A 23,615-nucleotide genomic window follows, 5' to 3' on the forward strand; every position below is an offset into this window, starting at 1 on the left:
AGCTCTCGAGTCGAGGACGGTAACCCTGCCGAGACCGGCCCACCCCCAGCAGTGCCACCTCGCCACCAGGAGACACACCTGAAATCGAAACCGTCCGGTCGCTTACATCAACCTCCAAACCTGCTAGCGATCCGCCTACCGACAAAAATCCCAACACCGCCAACATCAACGCTCGATGCATCACGTCCAACCTCCCAAGAAATGCCCTCGTCCTTCCAGGACAACGTAAAACTGGATTCAGTTCCTTGCCAAAGCGCTACAGCAAGCCACGTGCCATGGGGGACTTCGCCGTTTTACAGGCGTTTTCGGCGATCGGGCCCGAAAAAGATGTCCGGAAGATGTCCGGACGGACGTCTTCCGGACGTCCTTTTCTGCCTTTCCGGAGCTGAATTCGAGGTCGGCGAGGGTCTCGAGGCAGGTGGCCAAGCGGTCGAGGGAGTCGGCCGCCTGGAGGGCGTAGGTCGCCCGGGTGATGTCGCAGGCATCGGCCGGCCGGAGCTGGCGCAGCGTCGCCTCCAGACGGCGCAAGTCTCGGGCGACGGCCGCGATGGTCGAGGTCGTCGAGCGGTCGGCACCCTCGGGCACCACTCCCTTGGGCACCGGCCGCCCATCGACGACAACCTGCTGGAGTCGCTGACTGAGCCAGCGCTCGGATCGCTCCTCGTCCTTCTCCAGCGAGGTCAACGCGGCTTCGCGGAGGACCGATGCTCGCCGCGCCTCGTCGTCCCGATTCATGAAGCGTTGGCCTGCTTCGGGTGATCCGGGCACTGCTCCGAAAGGCGACGAGCGAGGACGAGGTCGACCTCGGTGATGGCACCGGAGGCCGGCGTGGTGAGGATCACCCAGGCGGTGTTGAGCACCACCGCCAGGGCCGGCAAGGCACCGGCCGCTTGAATGATCCCGCTGACGAAGGCCGCGAAGCTCAGCGCCGCGGCAGAGCTCTGGAGCACGAAGGGACGCACCAGACAGCGGTTGTCCTGGGACAGCCGCCAGCCCTCGTAGTCGCTTCGGCGGTCGTAGAGCTTCACGCTGCTGAGACGAGGCAGCGCGACGGACAGCTCCGGAGCCGCCGTGTCGCCAGTGCCGAGGAGCGCCTCCCGCCCGCGAGTCAAGGTGCTCTGAATGCGCTCGGGCTTGAGATGACCCGGCAAATCTCCCGGCACCGGGAACGCCGACAAACCGCTTTCCCACAGGAGTTGGTAGTAGGCCACTGGATCCAGCTCGTCCGGCTGCGAAACGGTGGTTGGAGAAGAGCTCATGGCAACCTCCCAGTCGAGTGAAGTTCGGGACGGGCAGAACCCCGCACAGCGCATCTGAGGAACATGCCCGCCTTCGCGATTACGGACATACTGTATATTAAAAGAAGTCTTTCGTCAAGTCTTTTGAAGTCAAAATAGATCTATAGATCCGATCTGAAGTCGCTGACGATCGCTTCTTTCGACCTTCTCCACTGCTATCAACCTCTCTTGCGCACTTTCTGAGAGATCGTGTAGGATGTTTCCAGATATGAGACACACGGCGGACCCCCTCGGCATTGCCCTGCGCTCGCTGCGCGAGCAGGCGGGACTGCAGCAGGGCGAGCTCGGCCTCAAGGCCGCGGTGACACAGTCGAACGTCAGTGCGTACGAGTTGGGCAAACGGGCCCCACAATGGCCAACCCTGCTGCGCCTGCTCGACGCCATGGGCGCCGATCTGCTCGACCTGAGCGTGCGCATGGGAGAGCCGGGTCGGTTGGAGTCGACCCACGAGGCGCTGCGTCGACTCCTCGGCAACGGGGTCTTCGAGCAGCCCGCGGAGGGCGAGCCGGCAGCGACGACGGAGCATCCGCTAGACTTCTTAGTTGATGCAGTCATCGATCGACTGACGGAACGCACCGCCCTACGGCGCCTGGTCAAGGCCGAGGCCGTGAAGAGCCCGGTGGTGGAGAGGGAAGAGCGTTGAGCGAGCAGGTTTTCAATCGACTGGACAGCGAAGAGCTCGCCGCCCACGAGCAGGCGGCGCGCCTCGCCGGCCTCGAGGGCGAGGCGAGAGTGGATGCCGCCCGCACGCAGGCCGGCTGCCAACGGCGTTCCTTCGTCCAGCTCGCGATGAGCTTTTGCCGCCAGGGCGACGAGCCCCTGCTGTGGGGCCGAGTCGCCATCGCCGCCGCCGAAGCCAGCCCGCCACCCTCGGGCCCGGAGCTCCTACCGCTCGCCTGGGCGACGCTCGGCAACGCGCACCGCATCGCCGGCGACCTGCGAGCCGCCGGACGCTGCTTCTTCATCGCCCGGGATTTGCTCGAGGACGTGGCGGATCCGCTGGACCTGGCGCGGATTTACTCGCTCGAGGCGTCATGGGTTCGCGAAACCCGCGACTTTGGATCCGCGATATCGCTGGTTGAGAAAGCGATGAAGGCAGTCGAAGGTGTCGCGAACGAGAAATTTCTCGCTCGGCTCGAGGTTCAGGCTGGTCTGGTCATGGTGGACCTGGGAGATCACGGCTCAGCGACTGAGTCGCTTGCCGCGGGCCTTCTCAAGCTTGATCACCAAGGAAGCCCGAGCCTTCGGTTGATCGCTGCACACAATCTTGCATTCTGCGCCTTTAAGCAAGGTCGCTTCGACGCCGCAATGCGTTTGGTTCATTCATTGCGTCGAGACTACTGCGACTATGGAAATCCGAAGCTTCTACTGCTTCGAGACTGGCTTGTGGCGCGTATTACGGCTGGTAGAGGCCATCTAGAAGAGGCAGCGACTCTTCTGCGCTCAATCTGCAGTGAATGCCAAGAGCAAGGATTCCCGTACCTCGCAGGACTCATAGAACTCGACCGAGCCGGAGTACTAATCGACCTTAGCCAGCTTGATCGAGCTCTTGAGTCCGCCGCGACTGCGAGCTATGTCTTAGATGCAGCAGGGGCCTCGCAGAAGGCTCTCGCAGCGATCATCTTGCTTCAGAAGGGAATCATCAAGAAATCGGCACCCGAGCGACTCAAGGAGCTCGTGATCATTGCAAAGCGACATCTGGAGTCCTAGCCGTTGGGATCAGCCCCCGGATTCGTCTCATTGTCCCCACTGCCATTCGCCGAAGCCGTGTCTCCCCCTATCCCCAAGAGCTCGAGGATCCATTCCCACATAGAACGCCTCCTTTAGCCGTGGGCACGGCAGCGGCCTCCATGGCCCGCCGGGCCACAGTCCGTTCAATTCTCTCACCTCGCCTCTGCTCGGCGAAGGGGCCAGGGAATCTACGCACGTAATTACGCGAAGTCGGACCGAGAGGCCGGGCTCGGAATACCATTCGCCCAGGCCGCCTTGAAGGAGACGAGGCTCTCCTCCATGACTGAGCCCGGACCGATGATGCGACGCCTCTTCCTGCCCTTCCTGCTCCTCATGGCGATTCCCCTGCCCAGCAGCGCCCAACCGGCGACGGAGGAGTTTCGCTATCGCTGGCACCTGGGGAGCCTGGTGGGCCGGGTGGCGGGGCTGTTTCTGCCCAACAAGGGCGACGGCGTGATGCGCTTTTCCGAGCAGCCCGATGGCACCCTCCACAGTGAGCTGCTGGTGACCTCGGAAAAATCCGACGATGGTGAGTTCTGGCGCTATGGCTCGACCATCGACCGCGATTCGCGGCAGGCCCTGAGCGCCTGGTCGGCCTACCGCTGGCGCGGCAAAGAGAAGGAAAAGCGCGACGACATCGCCGAGCCCGGCGTGCTCGACATCGTCTCCGGCATCTGGGCACTGCGACAGGACACGCCGGAGCGTCCCCGGCAGCTCACCATCTGGTCCGACGGCAAGGTCTACCCGGTGGTGGTGATTCCGCGCGGCCGCGAGAAGCGCCGTTTCGGCGAGCGCGAAGTGAGCACGCGCCACTGGACCATTCGCGGCATCGACGCCCCCGAAGGGCGCCGCTGGAAGGGCCGCCTGGAGCTCTGGCTGAGCGACGACGAGGCCGCCCTGCCGGTGGAAATCCGCATCTCCCGCAGCCTGGCGGACCTACGCCTCGAGCTACAGCCGCCTGCCGAATCCCAGTAACGGCTTCCCCCTGAGAGAACCGCGGCCGGAATCCCCTCTCGGCCCAGGCGAAAGTCGGCCCCCGCCCGCCTGGCGGCTTCCAACCCTGGTCCCCACCCCGCTTCATCCGGCCCGCCCGGGACTCCGTAGGGGCGGCGAGTGCTCGTGCCCAGCTTCGTGAGGCGCGGGCCGAACCAACCGCCGAACCTGCGGCAAGGAGTTTTGAGGAATGTCATCCACTCTTCTGCGCACCGCCCTCGTGCTCGCCCTGGTGGCCAGCACCGCGGCCTTCGCCTCGAGCCATCGGGAGGCGCCCTTCATCACCGAAAACCCGAAGGTCGACGCCACCGACTTCTACATGTTTCGGAGCTACGAGCCGGGCCGCGATGGCTTCGTCACCCTGATCGCCAACTACATCCCCCTGCAGGACGCCTACGGCGGTCCGAACTACTTCACCCTCGACCCCAACGCCCGCTACGTGATCCACATCGACAACGACGGCGATGGCGTCGAGAACCTGTCCTTCGTGTTCCGCTCGCAGACTTTCCTGCGCGGCATCTCGCTGCCGATCGGCGATGAGACGGTGCCGATCCCGCTGATTCAGGCCGGTCCCATCGTCTCCTCGGCGGCGGTCAATCGCTTCGAGACTTTCCACCTCGACCTGGTGCGTGGACCGCTGGGCAACCCCGCCGAGACCGCACCGGCGACCAACCTGCTCACCGGCGGCCGGCGCTTCGGCAAGCCGATCGACAACATCGGCGCCAAGAGCTTCCCCAACTACGAACGCTATGCGGCACCGTTCGTCCATGACCTCAACATTCCCGGCTGCGGCGACGGTCGCGTCTTCGTGGGCCAGCGCAAGGACTCCTTCGTGGTCAACCTCGGCGAGACCTTCGACCTGGTGAACTTCAATCCGCTGGGAGCGCCCGACAGTCAGCGCGACGATCTCGAGGATGCCAACATCACCTCCTTCATCCTGGAGCTGCCGACGGACTGCTTGACCGACACCAGCGGTCCGGTGATCGGCGGTTGGACCACCGCCTGGCTGCCGCGCACCCGCACCCTTTCGGACGATCCGACCTTCGAGCAGCCGGCGGTCGAAACCGGCGATCTGGTGCAGGTGTCGCGCCTCGGCATGCCGCTGGTCAACGAGGTGGTCATCGGCCTGCCGGACAAGAACCGCTTCAATGCCAGCCGGCCCGACGGTGACGGCTCCTTCGCCACCTACGTCACCAACCCCACCCTTCCCGCGCTGCTGCAGATCCTGTTCGGCGTCGACGCGCCGTCGAACATCCCGCGCAATGACCTGGTGGCGGCCTTCGTCACCGGCATCGAGGGCCTCAACCAGCTCGGCTTCGGCGAGATGCAGCGCCTCAACACCTCGATTCCGATCACCGCCGCCGCCGACCAGCGCCCCCTGGGTGTGATCGACGGCGACGCCGCCGGCTTCCCCAACGGCCGCCGACCGGGCGACGACGTGGTCGACATCGAGCTGCGGGCGGTAATGGGGGTGCTCTGCCACCTCGGCCTCGGCCTGTGCGAACCGGCGGACGCCCCGGCGGGGCTGCTTCCCCTGACCGACGGAGCGCCGGTCGATGCGAGCTTCTTCGACAATGCCTTCCCCTACCTGCGGACGCCGATTGCCGGTTCCCCCAATTGACGAGGAGCCCATCGCCGTGAAGAAAGAGCTTCTCGCCAGTGCCCTGCTGTTGTTTCTCGGTCCGCCACTGACGGCCCACGACTTCTGGATCCAGCCGCAGCGCTTCGAGATCGCCCCGGGGAACCCGATCGGTCTCGACCTGCGGGTGGGGGACGAGGCGCCGGGTCGCTCCCTGGCCTTCGATCCTCAGCATGCCGAACGCTTCGCCCTCGTCGGGCCGGACGGCGAGCAGCCGGTGCTCGGTCTCGCCGGCCGGCGGCCGGCGGGCAACGGACGGATCGAGAGCCCGGGGCTCCATGCCGCCGTCTACCGCAGTCGGGAGACCCCTCTCGAGCTGGCGGCGGATCGCTTCGAGGCCTACCTCGCCGAAGAGGGGCTCGACTCGGTGGTGGCCGAACGGCAGCGTCGGGGAGAGACCGAGTCCGCGGGCCGGGAGCTCTTCTCACGCTGCGCCAAGGCCTTGATCCGGAGCGCCCGACCCGGCGAGGCGATCACTCCGGAAGCGGTCGAGGCCGCCCTCGCGCCGCTCGGCCTCGAGCTCGAGCTGGTGGCCGAGCGCGATCCGACGCGGGCCTCGACCAGCGAGCTGCCGCTGCGCGCCCTGCTGCGCGGCGAGCCGCTGGTGGGGGTTCGCATCGAAGCGACGGCGCTCTCCGGGGACGGCCGCGTCACCGCCCAGCGCACGGACTCCGAGGGGCGGGTCCACTTGCCCATCGACGGCCGCGGCCAATGGCTGGTGACGGCGGTCCACATGGAGCCGGCGCCGGCCGATTCGGGCCACGATTGGCGCAGCCTGTGGGCCTCCCTGACCTTCGAGCGGTAGCGCATGTCCCAGTCCTTCCCGCGGCCCGGCCGAAAGCCGCGGGAAGGGCACCTCTGCTAAAGTTGGCCGCGATTCGACCCACCAGATTCGGGGCCTTCCGGTTGTCCGACCTCCTGTCGCAAATCCATTCTCGCGCCCGTCGCCGCGGCGCCACCATCGTCCTCGCCGAAGGCGAAGATCCACGGGTCGTCGAGGCCGCCCGCCGGGCCCGAGCCGATGGTCTCTGCCAACCCCTGCTGATCAGCACGCAGACCCTCGACGACGGCCTGATGCGGCGCGACCCGCACAGCGACGAAGGCTTCGAAGCCCTCGTCGAGCACCTCGCGGGTCGCTCCCAGAAGGCTCTCGACGAAGTGGTCGCCCGCGCCCGCGACCCGCTTTACCAGGCCGCCCTGCTGGTGGCCACCGGCCGCGCCGATGGCGCCGTGATGGGCGCCGTCGCCACCACCGCCGACACTCTCCGCGCCTGCCTGCGGACGATCGGTCCCCGACCCGGCCTGTCGGTGGTTTCGTCGTGCTTTCTGATGGCCCTCGAGGAGGGACCCGGCCTGATCTACAGCGACTGCGGCGTGGTGCCGGACCCCGGTCCGAAGCAGCTCGCCGACATTGCCGAAGCCGCCGCCGAGAGCTGCCGCACGCTACTCGCCGAAGAGCCGCGGGTCGCCCTGTTGTCCTTCTCGACCAAGGGCAGCGCCGACCACCCCAGCGTCGACAAGGTGCGGCGAGCCGGTGAACTACTGCGCGACCGCGGCGTCGACTTCGCCTTCGACGGCGAGCTCCAGGCCGATGCCGCCTTGGTGCCCGAAGTCGCCGCGCGCAAGGCCCCGGGGAGCGCCCTCGAAGGCCGCGCCAACGTCTTGGTCTTTCCGGACCTGGGGGCCGGCAACATCGCCTACAAGCTCACCGAGCGACTCGCCGGAGCACGCGCCGTCGGCCCCTTGCTGCAGGGACTGGCGCGACCCATCAACGATCTCTCGCGCGGTTGCCGGGCGCGCGATATCGTGGACGTGATGGCCGTGACGGCACTCGCCGCCGGCAACCCGAAGGAGGAAGGCACGCGATGAAAGTACTGGTGATCGGAGGGGGCGGCCGCGAGCACGCCCTGTGTTGGAAGCTACGACAGAGCCCTCAGCTGACGGAGCTCTTCTGCGCCCCCGGCAATCCCGGCATCGCGGAAATCGCCGACTGCGTGCCAATCGCCCCGGACGACGTCCAGAAGCTGGCCGACTTCGCCCAGGACCTGAAGATCGACCTGACGGTGGTGGGACCGGAGCTCCCCCTCACCCTCGGCATCGCCGACGAGTTCGAGCGCCGCGGCCTAGCCCTCTTCGGACCCTCCCGGGAAGCGGCCCGCCTCGAAGGCTCGAAGGTCTTCGCCAAGAACTTCATGCAGCGCCAGGGCATCCCCACGGGCGGCTTCGCCGTCGCCCACGATGCCGCGGCGGCGCGCCAGGCGCAGCAGGAGTTCGGCTTTCCGGTAGTGCTCAAGGCGGACGGCCTGGCCGCCGGCAAGGGGGTCCTGATCGTCGAGGACGAAGCAGCCTTCGAGGACGCCCTGCGGGAGCTCTTCGAGGAACGGCGCTTCGGCGCCAGCGCCGATCGCGTGCTGGTCGAGGAGTTCCTCGTGGGGGAGGAGGTCTCGTTCATCGCGATGGCCGACGGCGAGCACCTCCTGCCCTTCGCCACCAGCAAGGACTACAAGCGCATCGGCGAGAACGACACCGGCCCGAACACCGGCGGCATGGGCTGCCACAGCCCGTCGGAGGTGCTCGACGCCGAGACCGCCGGCAAGGTCTTGGAGCAGGTGATGCGGCCCACCGTCGCCGGCATGGCCGCCGAAGGGCGTCGCTACACCGGCTTTCTCTACGCCGGACTGATCCTGACGACGGCAGGCCCCAAGGTACTCGAGTTCAATGCCCGTCTCGGCGACCCGGAAGCCCAGGTGCTGCTGATGCGGATGGAGGACGACCTGCTGCCGCTGCTCGCTTCCGGCGCCCAGGGCCAGTTCTCGAGCCGGCGCCTGGGCTTTCGTAAGGAGGCGGCGGCCTGCATCGTGCTGGCCAGCGCCGGCTATCCCGACAGCCCGGCCAAAGGCGACCCGATCCACGGCCTGGACAAGGCGCGCGAGATTCCCGGCGTCGAGGTGTTCCACGCCGGGACGGCGAGCGCCGAAGACGGCGTGGTGACCGCCGGCGGGCGCGTCCTCAACGTCTGCGCCAGCGCCTACGGTCTGGTCGAAGCGCTGCGTCGCGCCTATGCCGCCAGCCGCGAGATCGACTGGCCGAACAAGGTCCTGCGACGCGATATCGGGCGCCGGGTGCTGGCCTCGGAGGAGGCCTGATACGCCCTGCCGACGGCCTCCCAAAGCGCGTTGACAGTGCTGTTTCCGGCTGCCATACTGCTGTCAGTATTGCTTTTTTGGCAAAACCGCAAATTCAGCAGCCGGTGTGAGATCGAGTCTCGTACCGTTGATCGCGGAGCCCCGGAGCTCTCGACCATGACGCAAAGACATCCCGAGCCGAAGAACGGATCATGAGCGGCTGCCAGGGGTGTTCCTTCAAGGGTATGTCGACGGCGGTGGAGGACACCTTCGTCGGCGTCCGTTTTCGCGAAGAGACCAACCTCACCCTCTGCGCTACCGGCGGGCGACTGTTCTCCAAAGGCGACTCGGTGGTGGTCGACCTCGAAGCCGGTCCCGCCTTCGGTTGGGTTGAGAAATCTCCCATGCCGGTCTTCAAGCCGTGCCAGAAGTCGAGCGCCCGGGCGATCCTGCGCCATGCCGAAGATCGCGACACGGCGGCCCACGATCGCCAGGTCACCAACGAGACGACGGCCAAGCTCTATTGCCAGGAGCAGGCCCGCCAGCTCGGCCTCGAGATGAAAGTTTCGCGAGTCGACTTTTCGCTCAATAACAAGCGCGGCACCTTCTACTTCACCGCCAACGGTCGGGTCGATTTTCGTCAGCTCGTGCGCAACCTGTCGCGGCGCTTTTCGATCCGGGTCAAGATGGTCCAGATCGGTGCCCGTGACGAAGCGGCGCTGCTCGGCGGCGTCGGAATTTGCGGTCGTACCCTGTGCTGCTCGACCTGGTTGAAGGACTTCCGGCCGATCTCGATTCAAATGGCCAAACGCCAAAACCTGAGCCTCAATCCGTCCAAGATTTCGGGCCAGTGCGGCCGCCTGCTGTGCTGCCTGGCCTACGAAGACCACCGCTATAAAAAGCGTTCCGGCCGCCCGGCGGCGGCCCGAGGTTGATCGACCATGGAATCGGCGAACCGAAAGCTCATTCGTCCGGACCTACAAGAGATGAAGCGCGACGTAGGATCACGCGGTGCCCGCCGCAAGCAGACACCTCCGGAGCAGACCAACGCCGAGGAGTTCTACTACCTCAAGCAGATGGCGGCCAAGACGCCGATGGTGGTGATCTTGACCAACGATGAGGAGCTGCGGGGTTGGATCGAGTGGTACGACAAGGGGGCCATCAAGCTCAACCGCCACGCCGATCCCAACCTGCTGGTGCCGAAGCACAACATCCGCTACATGTTCAAGGAAGACGAGCTCAAGAAGCGCAGTCGTCGCCGCGCCTCGGCCGACGACGACAAGTGAGCCCGCCTCCGATCGTCGCCCTCACCCAGGGCGATCCGGCCGGCATCGGGCCAGAGATCCTGCTGCAGCTCGTCGCCGGCCACGGCGCCGGGGTCGGCTGGCAAGCGCTGCTGATCGCCGAGCGTGCAGCGCTCGAGGCCTATAGCGCCAGCCTGCCGGGGGCGGCCTCGGACCGGTTCCACTATCTGACGGGCAAGCCCTCCCGGCAGGAGCTCTCGCAGCTCCCCGCCGGCACCGTGGCGGTGCTCGACCCGATCGCCGAGGACCGCAAGATCTCCCCCGGAGAACCCAGCGTCGGCGATGCCGCCGGCGCCCTCACCGCCCTCGACCTGGGAGCAGATCTCGCCCGACTCGGCACCGTCGACGCCCTGGTGACGGCGCCCCTCAACAAGGCGACCATCGATCGCTGGGTGCTGCCCGGGTTCGTCGGTCACACCGACTACCTGGCCCAAGGCTGCGGCCTGGAGCGCTACGGTCGGGACTACTTGATGGCGTTTTTGGCGCCAGGCCTGAAGGTGGCGCTGCTCTCGACCCACGTCTCCCTGCGGCAGGCCCTCGACTTGGTCACCGCCGAGCGCATCGTCGAGGCGCTGCTCTGCTGGCAGCGCCAGGCGCAAGGTCGCATCGCCGTCGCCGGGCTCAATCCCCACGCCGGCGAGGGCGGCTTGCTGGGGGCCGAGGACGATGAAGAGATCGTGCCGGCGGTGGCGCGGGCCCGCCAGCTCGGCGTCGACTGCTCCGGTCCGTCGAGCGCCGACTCGCTGTTCGCTCGCGCCCGCGAGGGGGCCTGCGACTGGGTCCTCGCGCTCTACCACGACCAGGGTCTGATCGCGGTCAAGACGGCGGCCTTCGGCCTCGCCACCAACTGGACCCTGGGACTGCCCTACCTGCGCACCAGCGTCGACCACGGCACCGCCTACGACATCGCCGGCCAGGGCAAAGCCGACGCCAGCTCGCTACGCGCTGTGGTCGAGACCACCCTCGAGCTGATCGCCGCGCGGAAAGCGGCGACGAAGATCAGAAGTTAGCTCGCGCCGCGCCCGGTGAGGACCACCGGGATGGTCTTGAGCAGGATCTTGACGTCGAGCATCGGCGACCAGGTGTCGATGTACTCGAGATCGAGCTCCATCCAGCGATCGAAGTCGATGTTGTTGCGCCCGCTGATCTGCCACAGGCAGGTCAAGCCGGGCTTCATCGACAGGCGGCGACGCTGCCAGCGCTGGTACTGGGCGACCTCTTCCGGAATCGGCGGCCGCGGTCCCACCAGGCTCATGTCGCCGCGCAGCACGTTCCAGAGCTGCGGCAGCTCATCGAGGCTGAACTTGCGCAGGATGCGGCCGACGGCGGTGACCCGGGGATCGGAGCGCACCTTGAAGACCGGCCCGTCCATCTCGTTGAGGTGCTGCAGGTTGCGGCGCTGCTGCTCGGCCCCCTCCACCATGGTGCGGAACTTGTAGAGGGTGAAGGAGCGACCGTTGAGGCCGCAGCGCGTCTGCCGGAAGAGCACCTTGCCACCGGAGGTCACCTTGATCGCCAGGGCGATGCCGAAGATCACCGGCATCGCCAGCACCAGGACAGCCGCCGCCAGGGCGATGTCGAGAATGCGTTTGGAGAGCAGCTGGAGGAGATTGGTGGGGGTCGTCGAGTAGGTCAGCAGGGGCAGCCCGTCGAGCTCCTCGAACTGCACCTTGGCGCGCGTATTGGGGAAGATATTGAGGGCGAAACGAGTCCGAACGCCCTGTTCCTGGAGCATCAGGAAGAGCTCTTCCAGGCGGTCGAGCTCTTTTCGCGAGACCGCGAAGATGACGTCGTCGACCACCTGACGATTGAGAATCTCGGGAATGTCTTCGACGGAGCCGAGAATCGGGAAGCGGCCGCGCGGAAACAGCGGGTGAGGCTCACCGTTGGCGATGAAGCCGAGGATCTTGAAGCCCCAGAAGCGATGGCCGAGGATAGCCGCCGCCATCTCGAGGGCGGTGGGATTGGTTCCCACGATCAGCACCGTGCGGTAATTGAGGCCGCGCATCCGCACGTAGCGTGCGGTCAGTCGCACGGCGAGCTTCTCGGCGAGCAGCAGCACGAAGGTGAGAATGGCGAAAAGCAGCAGCCAGGAGCGGCTGATCTGATCGTTGTCGAGCAGCTTCTCGCCCAGGCGCAGGGCGAAGATCATCAGCGAGAAGATGATCGTGCCGGTGGCGCAGATGCGGAAAATCGCCGCCGCTTCCTCGATCAGGGGAACGGTGCGGTGGGAATCGCGGTACTGCGCCGACGACAGCAGCAGCACCGCCCACAGGGCGAGCACCAATGGCAGCAGCGGCAGATAGGCCGACAGGGGATAGAGGTGGCCGGTGAAGGAGTCGGCCATCACCCGCGGCAAGAAAGAATCGCGCAGCCAGTAGGCGACGAAGAATGCTGCCGCCACCAACGCCAGATCGAGGGCGAAGATGGTGACCGCCAGGATTCGAGCTCGCTCTTTCAGCATTCGCGTTCAGGCCCTATTCTACGGCTTCTACGGCAGAAAAATATGTCGATGACACATATTCTAACGTAACTGGGCCGGGCTCCGTCTACCCCTGACCTGTCCTGCAACCCTCGAACCGCCGTTTTCCTGCGCTCTTCTGCCGATCTCAGGGCTCCTACGGCCCCCGTTACCCGGCAGATGAGCCAGAAAGCCGAGAACCTCGACCGGGGCTCTCATTGCGGGTCGGTGCCGTGAGCGAGGTGCCAAAGGGCCGCTTCGTACTGATCGGTCACCGCCTGCCAAGAGTATAGGCGCTGAGCCCGCTCGGCGGCAGCCTCGCCTCGTCGGCGAGCCGCCTCCGGCGAACTTCTCACCTCCTCTAAGGCGCGGCTCAGGGTGTCTTCGTCACCGGCCTCGAAGTAGAGCGCTTGATCCCCGGCGACCTCGACGTTCTCCGGAGTTCGGTTGACCACCAGGCAGTTGCCGTAGCCCATCGCTTCGACCAAGGCCGGGTGGGTGCCGCCGACTTCGGTGGCGTGGATGTAGGCGAGGGCGTGGGAGAGCAGCTCGCGGTAGCCCTCGCCGTAGATCGGGCCGGGAAAGAGAATGCGCCGATCGGCGTCCGCCGTGAAACCGGCGATGAAGCCCGCCGCATAAGGCGCCCCGCCGACCATCACCAGGGGCAGGTCGCCGCCGACCCGGCGATAGGCCGCCGCCACCCGGTCGGGGTTGTTCTCGGGCTCGAAACGACTGACGTAGAGGAAGTAGCGCCGCGCCTCGAGACTGAGGCGGTCGAGGGTGGCGCGGCCCTCCGGCACCACCGGATCGACACCGTAGGTGATCGGCACGGAGGCCGCCCCGTAGCGCTCCTCATAGTGCTTGCGGATGACCTCGGCATCGGTGATCAGCAGGTTGGGCACGAAGGTGGCGAGACGCTCCGAAAGGGCGTAGACGGCCCGGCCGACGGGCCCCCACTTGCGGCGCCGCTTTTCGATGCCGTCGACGTGCAGCGCCGCCGGGATACGGGTCAGCCGCAGCCAGGGCACGAAGACGGCGTTGGCGGAGTTCACCACCAAAGCAGCATCGAAGCGCCGAAAGCCGGCATCGATCACCGACAGCAGCGTATGGACCGGGGTGTCGAAGTACTTGCCCCGCAGGGTCGGCAGCACCACCAGGTCGACGCCCTTCCACTGCCGCAGGGTCTTCGGAGTGGAGTGGGACCGGCAGTAGACGGTGACGCGGTGGCCGCGCTCGACCAGCCGGCGAGCCAACTCCTCCATCAAGGTCTCGTAGCCGCCGTAGCGGTTGGGGATGCCGCGACTGCCGAGCAGGGCGATGCGCAGGGCGCCGGCCGACGCGGACTTGGTCATAGCGGCGCCCCCGAACGTCCGAACCAGAAGTCGATCTCGGCGGCGGCGACAGTGCGGCGCCCCTGGATGAGGCGACGGCGCTGGCGGATCTCTCGGCGATGGCGCCACAGCCAGAGAAACGCCGGCAGCGACGAGCGCTCGCGCAGCAGCACATAGCCAACCGCCAGCAGGTCGCGCAGCAGCGCCGCCGGCAGGGTGCGCCAGAAGTTGCGGCGGGTCTGGTGGTAGGCGCGCAGCAGATAGCGATTCTTGAGCGAGTGGAGATTGACCTCGGCCGGCATCTGGCGGCGCCGTTCGGGCAGATTCCAGCGCCGATGCTCGGCCCGCGCGGTGGGCTCGTAGAGAATCTCCCAACCACGCTCGCGGAGGCGAAAGCAGAGCTCCGCATCCTCGCGGAAGGAGTGGAAGCGGGGATCGAAAATCTCACCGTCGAGGGCGACGTCGTCGAGGGCGGCGCGGCGGAAGAGGCTGGCCGCTCCGGTGGCGCCGAACACGCGATCGGCAACGTTCCACTGGTCGCGATCGACCGCCCCGGAGCCACGATCGAGGTGACGCCAGGTGGCGGTCAGGCGCATGCCGCAGGCATCGAGATGGCGCACGCCGTCGACTTCCGGACGCAGCAGACGACCGGTGACGGCGCCGACCTGCAAGTCCTCGTGCGCGGCGGCCCGGCGCAGCAGCCGGCGCAAGAAGTCGGCCTGCGGCCGAGCATCCGCATTGAGGGTCAGAAACCAAGGATCCTGGGAACGCGCCAGGGCGCGATTCATGCCGCCGGCGAAGCCGCGGTTGTCGGCCAGGGCCTCGACCTCGAAGGCGATGCCGGCGGCGAGCAGGCGGGCCGACTCGCGGCGCGCCGCCTCCACCGAACCGTCGCTGCTGGCACAGTCCACCACCACCACCCGCAGGGGCCGGTGCCCGAGGCGGGCGATGGCAGCGAAGCATTCGCCGAGATCGTCGCTACTGTTGAAGGTGACGATGGCGACGGTGACCGCTTCGGCGGCGCTCATGGCGTCTCCCCGAGGCGCCGCCAGGCACTCGGCCAGCGCCAGCCGCTGAGGGCGCCGAGGGCGAGCGCCCCATAGGCGGTCATCGCCTGGCCACGGGAGCGGGCGCGCCGCGGCCGGCGCAACGGCAGCAGCAGGATACGCAGCAGCGCCGCCAGCGGCAGCAGCAGGCGCGCCAGCGGCGCCAGCCAGGCGCCGTGATGCTTGCGGCCGTAGCGCAGCAGGTTGCGGTAGTAGATCCAGAGAAAGGGACCGAGGCCCAAGCCTTCGACGGTGGCGCCGAGATGGTGGCGAAACTCCGCCGCCGGGTGGTAGCGCAAGCGCTCGCCGGCGGTCGCCAGACGGCGCGCGAAGTCGACATCCTCGAACCAGGCCGGGTAGAAAGCCTCGTCGAAGCCCCCCAGGCGATCGAAGACCGCCCGCCGCACCGCCTGGGCGGCCGCCGCCGGCTGCTCGACGACGCTCCCCCCAGCCGGTTCCTCGTCCGGCCCCCCCCCCACCGGCACCAGGCAGGCCTGGAGCAGCAGATCCGCAGAGCGAGGCAAGGGGCGAAGCTGCCAGGCGGTCTGGCGAGCGCCGTCGGGACCGATCAACCGCGGCGCCAGGCCGGCGACGGCGGGATCGGCGACGAAGCCCTCGAGCAACCGCTCGAGAGCTCCCGGTCGGGGCACGATGTCGGGGTTGAGGATCAATAACAGGGGAGCCCGCGCCACCCGCGCGCCGGCGTTGACGCCGCCGGAGAAGCCGAGGTTTCGCCCCGGCGATACCCAGCCCGCCCCAAGCTCCGCCGCGAGGTCCGCGAGGGAGCCGTCGGAGCCGTTGTCGACCACCACCAGCTCGAACCGGGGATCGTCCGGCCAGGCGGCCCACAGGGCCCGCAGATGGTCCTCTCCCCGCCAGTGGACGACGATGGCGGAGAGTTGGGGATCGGGCGGCAGGGAGGAGCCCATCGCCCTACCCTACAACGATTTCCGAGCCCGACCCCCGGCCCTCAGCTCTCCCGCGGCGCCAGAATCAGATAGAGCAACGGGCCGGCGACTCCGACCACCGCCGTCAAGATCAGGTATGGCCAGACGGTGCGCTGCTGACGACGGGCATCGCGGAACATCCAGATCCCCATCAACACCAAGCAGATGGTGAGATCCCACATCACAAGCTGAGTCGCCGAGTTGGCGTTGACCAGCTCGAACCAGCCCAGATAACCGTGCTCCCGCAGAACCATCGCCGTCATGGCGAGGAACAGCACCAGGACCAGGGTGAGGACGATCTTCTTCCAGCTCATCGCATCATCTCCTTTGTTTCGTCGTGATTCCCTCGGTCGCCTGCAGTGCGGGATCCGCGCCAGCCTCCGCCAGGCCGTGGATTCCGGCCCGATGGCACTCCGACAGCGCCAGCGGCGTTGCAGCGCTGCAACGGACGAAGCCGTTTCGCAACGGCGCGGGGTCCCGTATCCTCGGTGACGAGCCCGTACCCCGCGGCCAGACCCTTGGCCCGTCCTTTGCTGACCTCCGTCACCCTGATGAAGCCACTCATCCGCCTCCCCCGACGCCACGAGCGCTGGTGGTTTGCCGCCGCCGGATTCGCCCTCGGCCTGGCGGAGTCGGCCCTGGCGCTGGGATTCGGGCTCAGCTTCCGCCTCGGTGAGCGCGACGTCACCTGGTGGGTGGTGACCTTCTGGGAGCTCAGCCTCGCCCTCGGCGGCTACCTTGTCGGCCTCGCCCTCGAGAGCCGCCGGCGCGAGCGCCAGGCGAAGCAGGACTTGGCCGAGCAAGGCCGCGCCTCGGCCCGGTTGCAGAGCCGCCTGGCGCAGTCCGAGAAGCTCGCCTCCCTGGGCCAAGTCACCAGCTTCGTGGCGCACGAGGTGCGCAATCCGCTGGCGATCATCCGCACCCTGGTGCAGAACCTCGCGGAGACCCTGCCAGCCGCCGACGCCGGCGGACGCGACAGCTGCCGCCAGGTGATGGACGAGGTCGACCGCCTATCGCGGGTCACCCAAACCCTGGTGGACTTCGCCCGACCGGTGACGGTGAATCCGGAGCGGATCGCGCTGGCGGAGTTGGTCGGTCGCACCTCCGACCTTGCCCGGCCACTCCTCGAGAGCCGTGGAGTCTCCCTGCAGACCGAGCTCGCGGCACCCCCGGACGTCGCCCTGCGGGCCGACCCCGATCTGCTCTGCCAGGTCCTCCTCGGGCTGATCGCCAACGCCGCCGAAGCATCGCCGGCGGGCGGCCGCATCGACCTCACCGCCGCCCGCCAGGGGGACCAGGTAGAGCTCACCATTCGCGATCAGGGGCCGGGAGTGCCGGAGGATCTGCGGGATCGCATCTTCGAGCCCTTCTTCACCACCCGCCGCGACGGCGCCGGCCTCGGCCCGGCGGTTGCGCGGCAGATCGTGCGCGCCCATGGCGGGCGCATCGCCGCCGGCGACGACGACCTCGGGGGTGGCCGCTTCGCCATCGAGCTGGCGGTGGCGCCATGACCGCTCGCATCCTGGTGGTGGACGACGAAGCCCGCATGGCGGAAGCCCTCGCCACCTCGCTACGCCGGCAAGGCTGGGAGTGCGAGGCCTGCTACAGCGGCCGGGAGGCCCTCGCCGCTTTCGACGCCCGCGGCGCCGACGTCGTGGTCACCGACCAACGCATGCCGGACCTCGACGGCCTCGAGCTGATGCAGCGCCTGCGGCGCGCCGCTCCGGACCTGCCGGTGATCCTGCTCACCGCCTTCGGCGAGGTGGCTTCGGCGGTCGAGGCGATGCGCCTGGGGGCCTTCGACTACGTCACCAAGCCGTGCGACAACGACGAGCTGCGCAATCTGGTCCGCCGAGCCCTCGAGCTCACCACCCTGCAGCGCGAGAACCGCCGCCTCAAGGATCGCCTGGAGGCGCGCGAAGGCCGCCAGCTGATCGCCGCCAGTCGTGCCATGAAGCAGCTCATCGACCTGGTCGACCGGGCCGCCGCCTCGCGGGCCGCGGTGCTTCTCGAAGGCGAGAGCGGCACCGGCAAGGAGGTGCTGGCGCGGCGCCTGCACCAGGTCGGCGATCGCGCCGAGGGACCCTTCGTGGCGATCAACTGCAAGGCCTTCTCCGACAACCTCCTCGACAGCGAGCTCTTCGGTCACGAGAAGGGTGCCTTCACCGGCGCCGAACGGACGCGCCAGGGCTGCTTCGAGCGAGCCGACGGCGGCACCCTGTTTCTCGACGAGATCGGCGAGGTGGACGGCGCCTTCCAGGTCAAGATCCTGCGCGTTCTCCAGGAGGGCGAGGTGCTGCGGGTCGGCGGCAACCGGGCTCGGCCGGTGGACGTGCGGGTGGTGGCGGCGACCAATCGCGACCTGAAGGCCGAGATCGCCGCCGGACGTTTCCGCGAAGACCTCTATTTTCGGCTGGCGGTGATCCCTCTGCGGGTGCCACCGCTGCGCGACCGGCCGGACGACATCCTGCCCCTCGCCGGTCACTTCCTCGACCATCGCCGGCAAGCCGGCGAGGCCGACTTTCGTCTCGGCGAGGCGGCGCAGCAGCGCCTCCTCGAGCACTCCTGGCCGGGCAATGTGCGGGAGCTCGAGAACGCCCTCGAACGGGCCTGCGTGCTCGCCCGTTCAGCGCAGCTCGAGCCGGAAGACTTCCTGCTCGAGGCGATCCCTCGAGATGTGTCGCCGAGCCTCGATCTGCGGGCGCGCCTCGATCAAGCCACCGCCCGCGCTCTCGACGAAGCCCTCGCCGCCAGCGGTGGGCGCCGTGCCGAAGCCGCCGCTCTGCTGGGCATCGATCGCACGACCCTCTACCGCCTCCTGAAACGCCACCGCGGCGGCTCGGCTCGGGGTCTCGGGTCGACCTGAAGTCTTGGTCTCGATCTTTCTCACTAACCTGCTCGTAGGCTGCGGGGCTGCCCAGGCTCGCTTCGAGGGTTGGCCGTCCGGTGCATTCGTACCGGGCGGCGAGGTGAGCTGAATACCGACAGAAGAGAGCGAGCCGTCTGCTAGGCAGCAGACGGCCTTCGAGCGCGATCAGCGCGAGGCGGCGGCAGAGCCGCCGTGGACGGGGGTGAGGCCGCACGACATGTGCGTGCGGCCGAGGGGGGCGCCTTGAGCCCCCCTGAGACAAAACGACCCGCTAGGAAGCCGCGCGGCGCTCGAAGCTTTCGAGGTCGAGGCCGGCCTCGACGGCGGCTCGGAAGTCCTCGGCGCTCATCGCCCCCACCGGGTGACCGGTCTCCTCTTCGAGGTCGAGGATGAAGTCCCACCAAACCTTTTCGCGGCGCGAGATATCGTCGGCATCGCGCACCTGCCCGAAGTCCTGGACATAGCGGTTGTGGCGGCAGAGCATGCGGAAGACGTGGCGGGTGTTGGGACGCTCCTCGGTGAGGCCGAGGACGCGCACGTCGTTGCCGACCTCATGAATCGGCTGGCCCCACTCGCTGTATCCACCGAAGATGGTGCCGAGCTTGTCGAGGGCATTCGCCAGCTTGGGCTGCTTGAGGCGCTTGAGCACCCGGGTCAGCACCGGCAGCGTGACGTTGCGGTGCAGGGTCGGGTCGGCGAGCTTGATCTCCACCCCGAGCTCCTGGTGGACGATCTTCTGGATCTGCTCCGAGGTCAGCCGGTTGTCCGTCGCCAGGTGCACACGCTCGCCGACGGCGAGGGGCTTCTTGAGGGCCGCCAGGATGCCCTCGACGACGCGATCCACCGGAATCAGGTTGATCTCCGCCGTCGGGTCGCCCGGGAAGATGCAGGCCATACGCGCAATCACCGAGGCCTTCGAACGGTCGAACCAGCGCCCCTCGCCCTTGGGCACATCGAGGGCCTGTTTGGCGCGGCCGAAGGCATTGACCGGGGCGTTGACCACCTTGGTGTCGCCGCGATTGTTGCCGGCCCGCGATTCGCCGATCACGATCGCCGGATTGAGCTGCACCACCCGCAACCCCTTCTCCAAGATGAAGCGCTCGGTCTCGATCGACGCCATCGCCTTGGTGAGCTCATAGTAGTTGTTGTAGAAGTTGCGCGGAAAAACCACCTCGTCCTCGCGCGCCACCGCCGCCGTCTGACGGCCGTGGATGTAGGAGGTCTCGATGCCGAGGTGAGCCACGAATGGGCTGCCTTCGGCCGACTGCAGGGCATGGGAAAAGCGCAGTGCGTTGAGGGTGCCGGTGACGTTGTCGCGGAAGGACTTCTCGTAGGGATCGTCGAAGGCGACGCTGGCGGCGCAATGGATGACGTGGGTGAGCCGCTCCTGGAGGGCCGCGAGCTCATCCGCGGCGATCCCCATATTGGGCTGCTCGACGTCGCCGGCCACGAAGGAGAACTTGGCCCGCTGCTCCGGCTCCGTCAGCCAGAGGCGATCGAGGAGCAGCTCACCGCGGTCCGCCGGCGAGAGCGTCTTGATGACCTCCTTGGTCTTGCGATCACGGATGGTCTTGGGACGGATCAGCACCACCATCTCGGTGACCTCGTCGTCCTGTGCCGCCTGCCAAAGTATTTCCTGACCGACGAAGCCCGTGCCGCCGGTGAGCAACACCCGGATGCCGCCACCGCCGTCGGCCGTCGCCGCCGCCAGCTGGTCCACCGACTCCTGGCGCAAGCGGGCCAGGATGGCGTCGATCTCTTCCCGGCTGTGGGGGTGCTTCCTGTAGCGGAAGTAGTACTCGCGATCCTTGAGGCCGAACAGCGCCTTCGACACCCGCGTCGGGTCCTGACGGGTGACCTTGCCGAGCATCTGGGCCGTCTTGTGCCCCAAACGCCGCACTTCCTTCATGCGACGGCGGGCCCGATCTTCGTCGCCCGTCGTCGCCACCATCCGGCTCATGAATCGCCGCGCCTGGACGTCGACGACGTGGTAGTCGCGGTGGTGGCTAACCAGCAGATGGCGCGGCAGAATTTCGTCGTCGAGCATCTCGCCGGTCATCAAGCTGACCTTCTCGATATAGCGGGATGGTGAGATCTCCTCGGCTACCTTGGCGTCTTCGGACATCGGCAAATCCCCTTCCGCGGAGAATGTTGGAAAGTCGGCCCAAAGGTATCTTGGCCGTCGGCGGGACGCAAGGACGACGGCGGGAGGAACCACCCCCTCGGCCAGCGGACTGTCTCGGCCGACGGTCCTCGGCAAGGATTCACCTATAAGAATTCAAAGGCATATATTCAGTGCCATGACACTCAGCAAAGGGAAACCAAGTACTTTGTTTTTCGTCACTTGCGTGCTATGGTCGCACTTCCTTTGAAGGCTTGATTTCCTCTGCAATCTGGGCGTTGATCGGACGGACCCTTGGCGGACTTGGATACTCAGCACACCCCTTCCAGCGAGCCCTCGCGGGCAGCGCGCGGCAGTGACTGGATGCACCGGGCACCGGTCCCCCTGATGCGCTGCCGCGGCGACCGTCCGATCGCCGTCAATGCAGCCTGGGAGCGACTCACCGGCTGGTCCGCCGACGAGCTGACCGGCGAATCCCTCGGCCAGCGCGTCCGCCCCGACCATCAACCGGCCCTGCGCGAGCTCCTCGCCCTCGAGAGAGACCACCTGGAAGTGCCATTCCTGGAGGCCGATGGTGGCCACCGGTGGCTCGAGCTGACGGTGCAGGCGGACGGCGACGAGGTGGTGATCGCAGCCTTCGACATCGCCCGCTACAAGCAACTCGAGGACGTCGGCCGCCAGCAGGCGACCCATCTCAAGCTGGCCCAGCGGGCCGGCCGCAGCGTCACCTGGGAATGGGACGTGGTGCGCGACGAGATCAGCGTTCCCGGCAACACCCGCCGGCTGCAAGAGCTCTCCGGATTCCGCGGCCGCCCAACGCGTCAGGCAATCCTGCCCTTCGTCCATCCTTCCGACCAGGGGCGCCTGCAACAGGCCCTGCAGCAATGTCTACAGTCCGGCCAACCGCTGTCGCTGGAAGTTCGGATGCGCGGCGCGAACGGCGTCTTCGGCCCCATCCTGCTGCGCGGCAAGGCAGTAGAGGAAGGGCGCCGGGTGGTGGGCGTGGCTACCGACATCGCCGAGCAGCGACGCACCGAGCGCGAGCTGCGGCAAGAGCGGGAGCGCGCCGAAGTCACCCTCAACTCGATTGGCGACGGCGTCATTCGAACCGACGCCGATGGCCGCATCGACTACCTCAACGCCGCCGGCGAGCTGCTCCTGGCACGCGATCACGAGCGCCTCGAAGGGCGTCCCTTCGACGAGGTGGTACGCCTGCTGGCGGACGACTCCAGCCAACCCCTGCGCTCGCCCCTCGACCACTGCCTGCGAGCGGAAGGCGCCTGGCGCGCTACCCTGCTGTCGCCGCGCCTCGGGGAGCGTGACGTCAGTCTCTCGGCGGCCGCCCTTCATCACGGCGGAGAGCGGCGCGGCGGCGTAGTTGTCGCCCGCGATCTCACCGAGGCCGAGACCGCCGCCCGCCACGCATCCTTTCTCGCCACCCACGACGAACTCACCAGCCTCACCCATCGCGGCGAATTCGAGAGCCGGCTCCTTCGCGCCATCGACGAGGCGGCGGCGAGCTCGCCGGAAGAGCCGCTTGCCCTCTGTCACCTCGACCTCGACGACCTCGGCCTGATCAACGAGGTCCACGGGCACGCCGCCGGCGATGCGGTGCTGGCGCAGTTCGCCTCGTTCCTCAAGTGCCGTTTCGGCGGCCCCCGGGTCCTCGGCCGGCTGGGGGGCGACGAGTTCGGCCTGTTGCTCCGCGACACCTCGCCGCCGGCGGCTCGCCAGGCCATCGAGTCGCTGGTCGACGAGCTGCGCGGCCTGCGCTTCACCGCCGATTCGAAGGCGGTGTCGGTGCGCGCCAGCATCGGTCTGGTGGCGGTGAGCCTGCGCGGCGGCGCCCAGCAGGCCCTCGAAACGGCGCGCGCCGCCTGTGATCTGGCCCGCCGACAGGGCGGTGACCGGGTCAAGGAGTACCGCCCCGACGACGGCGAGATCTCGGCCCGCTGGGACAACGTCGATCGCGTCCGGGCCCTGCACGCCGCCCTTTCCGGCGACGGCTTCCGACTCTTCGCGCAGCCGCTGCGCACCTGCGCCGGCAGCGACACCGCCGATCGCCTCGAGCTGTTGCTGCGCATGGACGGCGAGAACGGCGAGCTGATCCTGCCGGAAGAGTTCATGCCCCTCGCCGAACGCCACCGCTTCGCCCGCGAGATCGACCGCTGGGTGCTGGCCCGCGCCCTCGAGCAACTCGCCGAGTCGCCGTCCCTGCGTTTGGCCATCAACCTGTCGCGGCAGTCGATTGCCGACGAGGCTTTCGTCCGCGAGCTGATGACCGCCCTCGAAAGCCAGCGGGTCGACCCCAACCGCCTCTGGCTCGAAATCACCGAGGCCGCCGACTCGGAGGAGACCCGGCGCCGCATGCACGCCCTGCGCAGTCGCGGCTGTCGCTTTGTCCTCGACGACTTCGGCAGCGGCAGAAGCTCCTTTGCCACGCTGCGAGACTTGCCGGTAGACTTCCTCAAGATCGACGGACATCTCGTCCGGGGAATCTGTCACGACCCCACCCAGCTAGCGTTGGTCGAGGCGATCAACCAGGTCGGCCATGTGATGCAGCTCAAGACCATTGCCGAAGGGGTCGAAGACGAGGCGACCTTCACGGCGCTGCGGCGCATGCGGGTGGATTTCGCCCAGGGATTCTGGGTTGCGCCCCCGCACCCCCTCGAGCTGCGAGGAAATCGGGTCACCACCCCCTGAGGGCGATCGCAACGGATGGCGGGCGAGCCCCCGGCTGCCCCTGGGA

Annotated in this window: 21 protein-coding genes; 13 read left to right on the top strand and 8 right to left on the bottom strand. The window is 67.6% G+C overall.

The features are described 5' to 3' along the window. Nucleotides 1-237: 237 nt before the first annotated feature. Nucleotides 238-735: a hypothetical protein gene (locus AAF604_03380; GenBank protein ID MEM7048669.1), complete on the bottom strand. Its 498-nt coding sequence runs from the start codon at nucleotides 733-735 to the stop codon at nucleotides 238-240. Beyond that, a complete protein-coding gene (locus tag AAF604_03385; protein ID MEM7048670.1) occupies nucleotides 732-1,259 on the bottom strand; it encodes a 4a-hydroxytetrahydrobiopterin dehydratase in 528 nt (175 codons plus the stop codon). The genes AAF604_03380 and AAF604_03385 overlap by 4 nt, the downstream gene beginning before the upstream one ends. Nucleotides 1,260-1,506: 247 nt before the next feature. Between AAF604_03385 and AAF604_03390 the strand changes: the two genes are divergently transcribed. The 10 genes from AAF604_03390 (at nucleotide 1,507) to pdxA (ending at nucleotide 11,100) form a co-directional block, all read left to right on the top strand. Next, the gene (locus AAF604_03390; GenBank protein MEM7048671.1) at nucleotides 1,507-1,941 is read left to right on the top strand and encodes a helix-turn-helix transcriptional regulator; all 435 of its coding nucleotides are present in this window, start codon (nucleotides 1,507-1,509) and stop codon (nucleotides 1,939-1,941) included. Beyond that, the gene (locus AAF604_03395) at nucleotides 1,938-3,008 is read left to right on the top strand and encodes a hypothetical protein (protein ID MEM7048672.1); all 1,071 of its coding nucleotides are present in this window, start codon (nucleotides 1,938-1,940) and stop codon (nucleotides 3,006-3,008) included. Before AAF604_03390 ends, AAF604_03395 begins: the two co-directional genes overlap by 4 nt. 300 nt (nucleotides 3,009-3,308) lie before the next feature. Then, nucleotides 3,309-4,004 carry a DUF3108 domain-containing protein gene (locus tag AAF604_03400; protein MEM7048673.1) on the top strand — a complete coding sequence of 232 codons (696 nt, stop codon included), beginning with the start codon at nucleotides 3,309-3,311 and terminating at the stop codon, nucleotides 4,002-4,004. A gap of 208 nt (nucleotides 4,005-4,212) precedes the next feature. Then, the gene (locus AAF604_03405) at nucleotides 4,213-5,643 is read left to right on the top strand and encodes a DUF4331 domain-containing protein (protein ID MEM7048674.1); all 1,431 of its coding nucleotides are present in this window, start codon (nucleotides 4,213-4,215) and stop codon (nucleotides 5,641-5,643) included. A 16-nt stretch (nucleotides 5,644-5,659) separates the two neighbouring features. Beyond that, entirely contained in the window at nucleotides 5,660-6,466 is an 807-nt protein-coding gene (locus AAF604_03410) for a DUF4198 domain-containing protein (GenBank protein MEM7048675.1), read from the top strand. 101 nt (nucleotides 6,467-6,567) lie between these two features. Further along, entirely contained in the window at nucleotides 6,568-7,530 is a 963-nt protein-coding gene (locus AAF604_03415) for a phosphate acyltransferase (protein ID MEM7048676.1), read from the top strand. Continuing rightward, a complete protein-coding gene (gene purD / locus AAF604_03420; GenBank protein ID MEM7048677.1) occupies nucleotides 7,527-8,807 on the top strand; it encodes a phosphoribosylamine--glycine ligase in 1,281 nt (426 codons plus the stop codon). The genes AAF604_03415 and purD overlap by 4 nt, the downstream gene beginning before the upstream one ends. A gap of 191 nt (nucleotides 8,808-8,998) precedes the next feature. Then, a complete protein-coding gene (gene ricT, locus AAF604_03425; protein ID MEM7048678.1) occupies nucleotides 8,999-9,721 on the top strand; it encodes a regulatory iron-sulfur-containing complex subunit RicT in 723 nt (240 codons plus the stop codon). A gap of 51 nt (nucleotides 9,722-9,772) precedes the next feature. Beyond that, nucleotides 9,773-10,072, top strand: coding sequence for a hypothetical protein (locus AAF604_03430; GenBank protein ID MEM7048679.1), 300 nt, complete (start codon nucleotides 9,773-9,775; stop codon nucleotides 10,070-10,072). After that, a complete protein-coding gene (gene pdxA / locus AAF604_03435; GenBank protein ID MEM7048680.1) occupies nucleotides 10,069-11,100 on the top strand; it encodes a 4-hydroxythreonine-4-phosphate dehydrogenase PdxA in 1,032 nt (343 codons plus the stop codon). The genes AAF604_03430 and pdxA overlap by 4 nt, the downstream gene beginning before the upstream one ends. Here pdxA and AAF604_03440 read toward each other — a convergent pair. The 5 genes from AAF604_03440 to AAF604_03460 form a co-directional block, all read right to left on the bottom strand. After that, on the bottom strand, nucleotides 11,097-12,554 hold the full coding sequence (locus AAF604_03440) for a sugar transferase (protein MEM7048681.1): 1,458 nt from the start codon (nucleotides 12,552-12,554) through the stop codon (nucleotides 11,097-11,099). The two genes, pdxA and AAF604_03440, sit on opposite strands and share 4 nt — an antisense overlap. Nucleotides 12,555-12,766: 212 nt before the next feature. Further along, nucleotides 12,767-13,903, bottom strand: a complete 1,137-nt coding sequence (locus AAF604_03445; GenBank protein MEM7048682.1) for a DUF1972 domain-containing protein — start codon at nucleotides 13,901-13,903, stop codon at nucleotides 12,767-12,769. Further along, nucleotides 13,900-14,910, bottom strand: a complete 1,011-nt coding sequence (locus tag AAF604_03450) for a glycosyltransferase (protein MEM7048683.1) — start codon at nucleotides 14,908-14,910, stop codon at nucleotides 13,900-13,902. The genes AAF604_03445 and AAF604_03450 overlap by 4 nt, the downstream gene beginning before the upstream one ends. After that, nucleotides 14,907-15,857: a glycosyltransferase gene (locus AAF604_03455; GenBank protein ID MEM7048684.1), complete on the bottom strand. Its 951-nt coding sequence runs from the start codon at nucleotides 15,855-15,857 to the stop codon at nucleotides 14,907-14,909. Before AAF604_03455 ends, AAF604_03450 begins: the two co-directional genes overlap by 4 nt. Nucleotides 15,858-15,898: 41 nt before the next feature. Further along, nucleotides 15,899-16,189 carry a DUF2834 domain-containing protein gene (locus AAF604_03460; GenBank protein MEM7048685.1) on the bottom strand — a complete coding sequence of 97 codons (291 nt, stop codon included), beginning with the start codon at nucleotides 16,187-16,189 and terminating at the stop codon, nucleotides 15,899-15,901. A gap of 204 nt (nucleotides 16,190-16,393) precedes the next feature. Between AAF604_03460 and AAF604_03465 the strand changes: the two genes are divergently transcribed. Then, entirely contained in the window at nucleotides 16,394-17,386 is a 993-nt protein-coding gene (locus tag AAF604_03465; GenBank protein MEM7048686.1) for an ATP-binding protein, read from the top strand. Further along, the gene (locus AAF604_03470; GenBank protein ID MEM7048687.1) at nucleotides 17,383-18,741 is read left to right on the top strand and encodes a sigma-54 dependent transcriptional regulator; all 1,359 of its coding nucleotides are present in this window, start codon (nucleotides 17,383-17,385) and stop codon (nucleotides 18,739-18,741) included. The genes AAF604_03465 and AAF604_03470 overlap by 4 nt, the downstream gene beginning before the upstream one ends. Before the next feature lie 274 nt (nucleotides 18,742-19,015). Here the strand turns inward: AAF604_03470 and AAF604_03475 are convergent, their stop codons facing one another. Beyond that, nucleotides 19,016-20,869, bottom strand: coding sequence for an SDR family oxidoreductase (locus AAF604_03475; GenBank protein MEM7048688.1), 1,854 nt, complete (start codon nucleotides 20,867-20,869; stop codon nucleotides 19,016-19,018). A gap of 291 nt (nucleotides 20,870-21,160) precedes the next feature. On the opposite strand from AAF604_03475, the gene AAF604_03480 reads away from it, so the two are divergent. Further along, nucleotides 21,161-23,569, top strand: coding sequence for an EAL domain-containing protein (locus AAF604_03480; protein MEM7048689.1), 2,409 nt, complete (start codon nucleotides 21,161-21,163; stop codon nucleotides 23,567-23,569). The last annotated feature ends 46 nt before the right edge of the window (nucleotides 23,570-23,615 follow it).

The organism is Acidobacteriota bacterium, assembly GCA_039028635.1.
Lineage (GTDB): Bacteria > Acidobacteriota > Thermoanaerobaculia > Multivoradales > JBCCEF01 > JBCCEF01.

Coding starts and splice junctions, on each gene's coding strand:
- AAF604_03380 (MEM7048669.1), bottom strand. CDS start 735: ATGAATCGGGACGACGAGGCGCGGCGAGCATCGGTCCTCCGCGAAGCC.
- AAF604_03385 (MEM7048670.1), bottom strand. CDS start 1,259: ATGAGCTCTTCTCCAACCACCGTTTCGCAGCCGGACGAGCTGGATCCA.
- AAF604_03390 (MEM7048671.1), top strand. CDS start 1,507: ATGAGACACACGGCGGACCCCCTCGGCATTGCCCTGCGCTCGCTGCGC.
- AAF604_03400 (MEM7048673.1), top strand. CDS start 3,309: ATGACTGAGCCCGGACCGATGATGCGACGCCTCTTCCTGCCCTTCCTG.
- AAF604_03405 (MEM7048674.1), top strand. CDS start 4,213: ATGTCATCCACTCTTCTGCGCACCGCCCTCGTGCTCGCCCTGGTGGCC.
- purD (MEM7048677.1), top strand. CDS start 7,527: ATGAAAGTACTGGTGATCGGAGGGGGCGGCCGCGAGCACGCCCTGTGT.
- ricT (MEM7048678.1), top strand. CDS start 8,999: ATGAGCGGCTGCCAGGGGTGTTCCTTCAAGGGTATGTCGACGGCGGTG.
- AAF604_03430 (MEM7048679.1), top strand. CDS start 9,773: ATGAAGCGCGACGTAGGATCACGCGGTGCCCGCCGCAAGCAGACACCT.
- AAF604_03440 (MEM7048681.1), bottom strand. CDS start 12,554: ATGCTGAAAGAGCGAGCTCGAATCCTGGCGGTCACCATCTTCGCCCTC.
- AAF604_03445 (MEM7048682.1), bottom strand. CDS start 13,903: ATGACCAAGTCCGCGTCGGCCGGCGCCCTGCGCATCGCCCTGCTCGGC.
- AAF604_03450 (MEM7048683.1), bottom strand. CDS start 14,910: ATGAGCGCCGCCGAAGCGGTCACCGTCGCCATCGTCACCTTCAACAGT.
- AAF604_03455 (MEM7048684.1), bottom strand. CDS start 15,857: ATGGGCTCCTCCCTGCCGCCCGATCCCCAACTCTCCGCCATCGTCGTC.
- AAF604_03460 (MEM7048685.1), bottom strand. CDS start 16,189: ATGAGCTGGAAGAAGATCGTCCTCACCCTGGTCCTGGTGCTGTTCCTC.
- AAF604_03470 (MEM7048687.1), top strand. CDS start 17,383: ATGACCGCTCGCATCCTGGTGGTGGACGACGAAGCCCGCATGGCGGAA.
- AAF604_03475 (MEM7048688.1), bottom strand. CDS start 20,869: ATGTCCGAAGACGCCAAGGTAGCCGAGGAGATCTCACCATCCCGCTAT.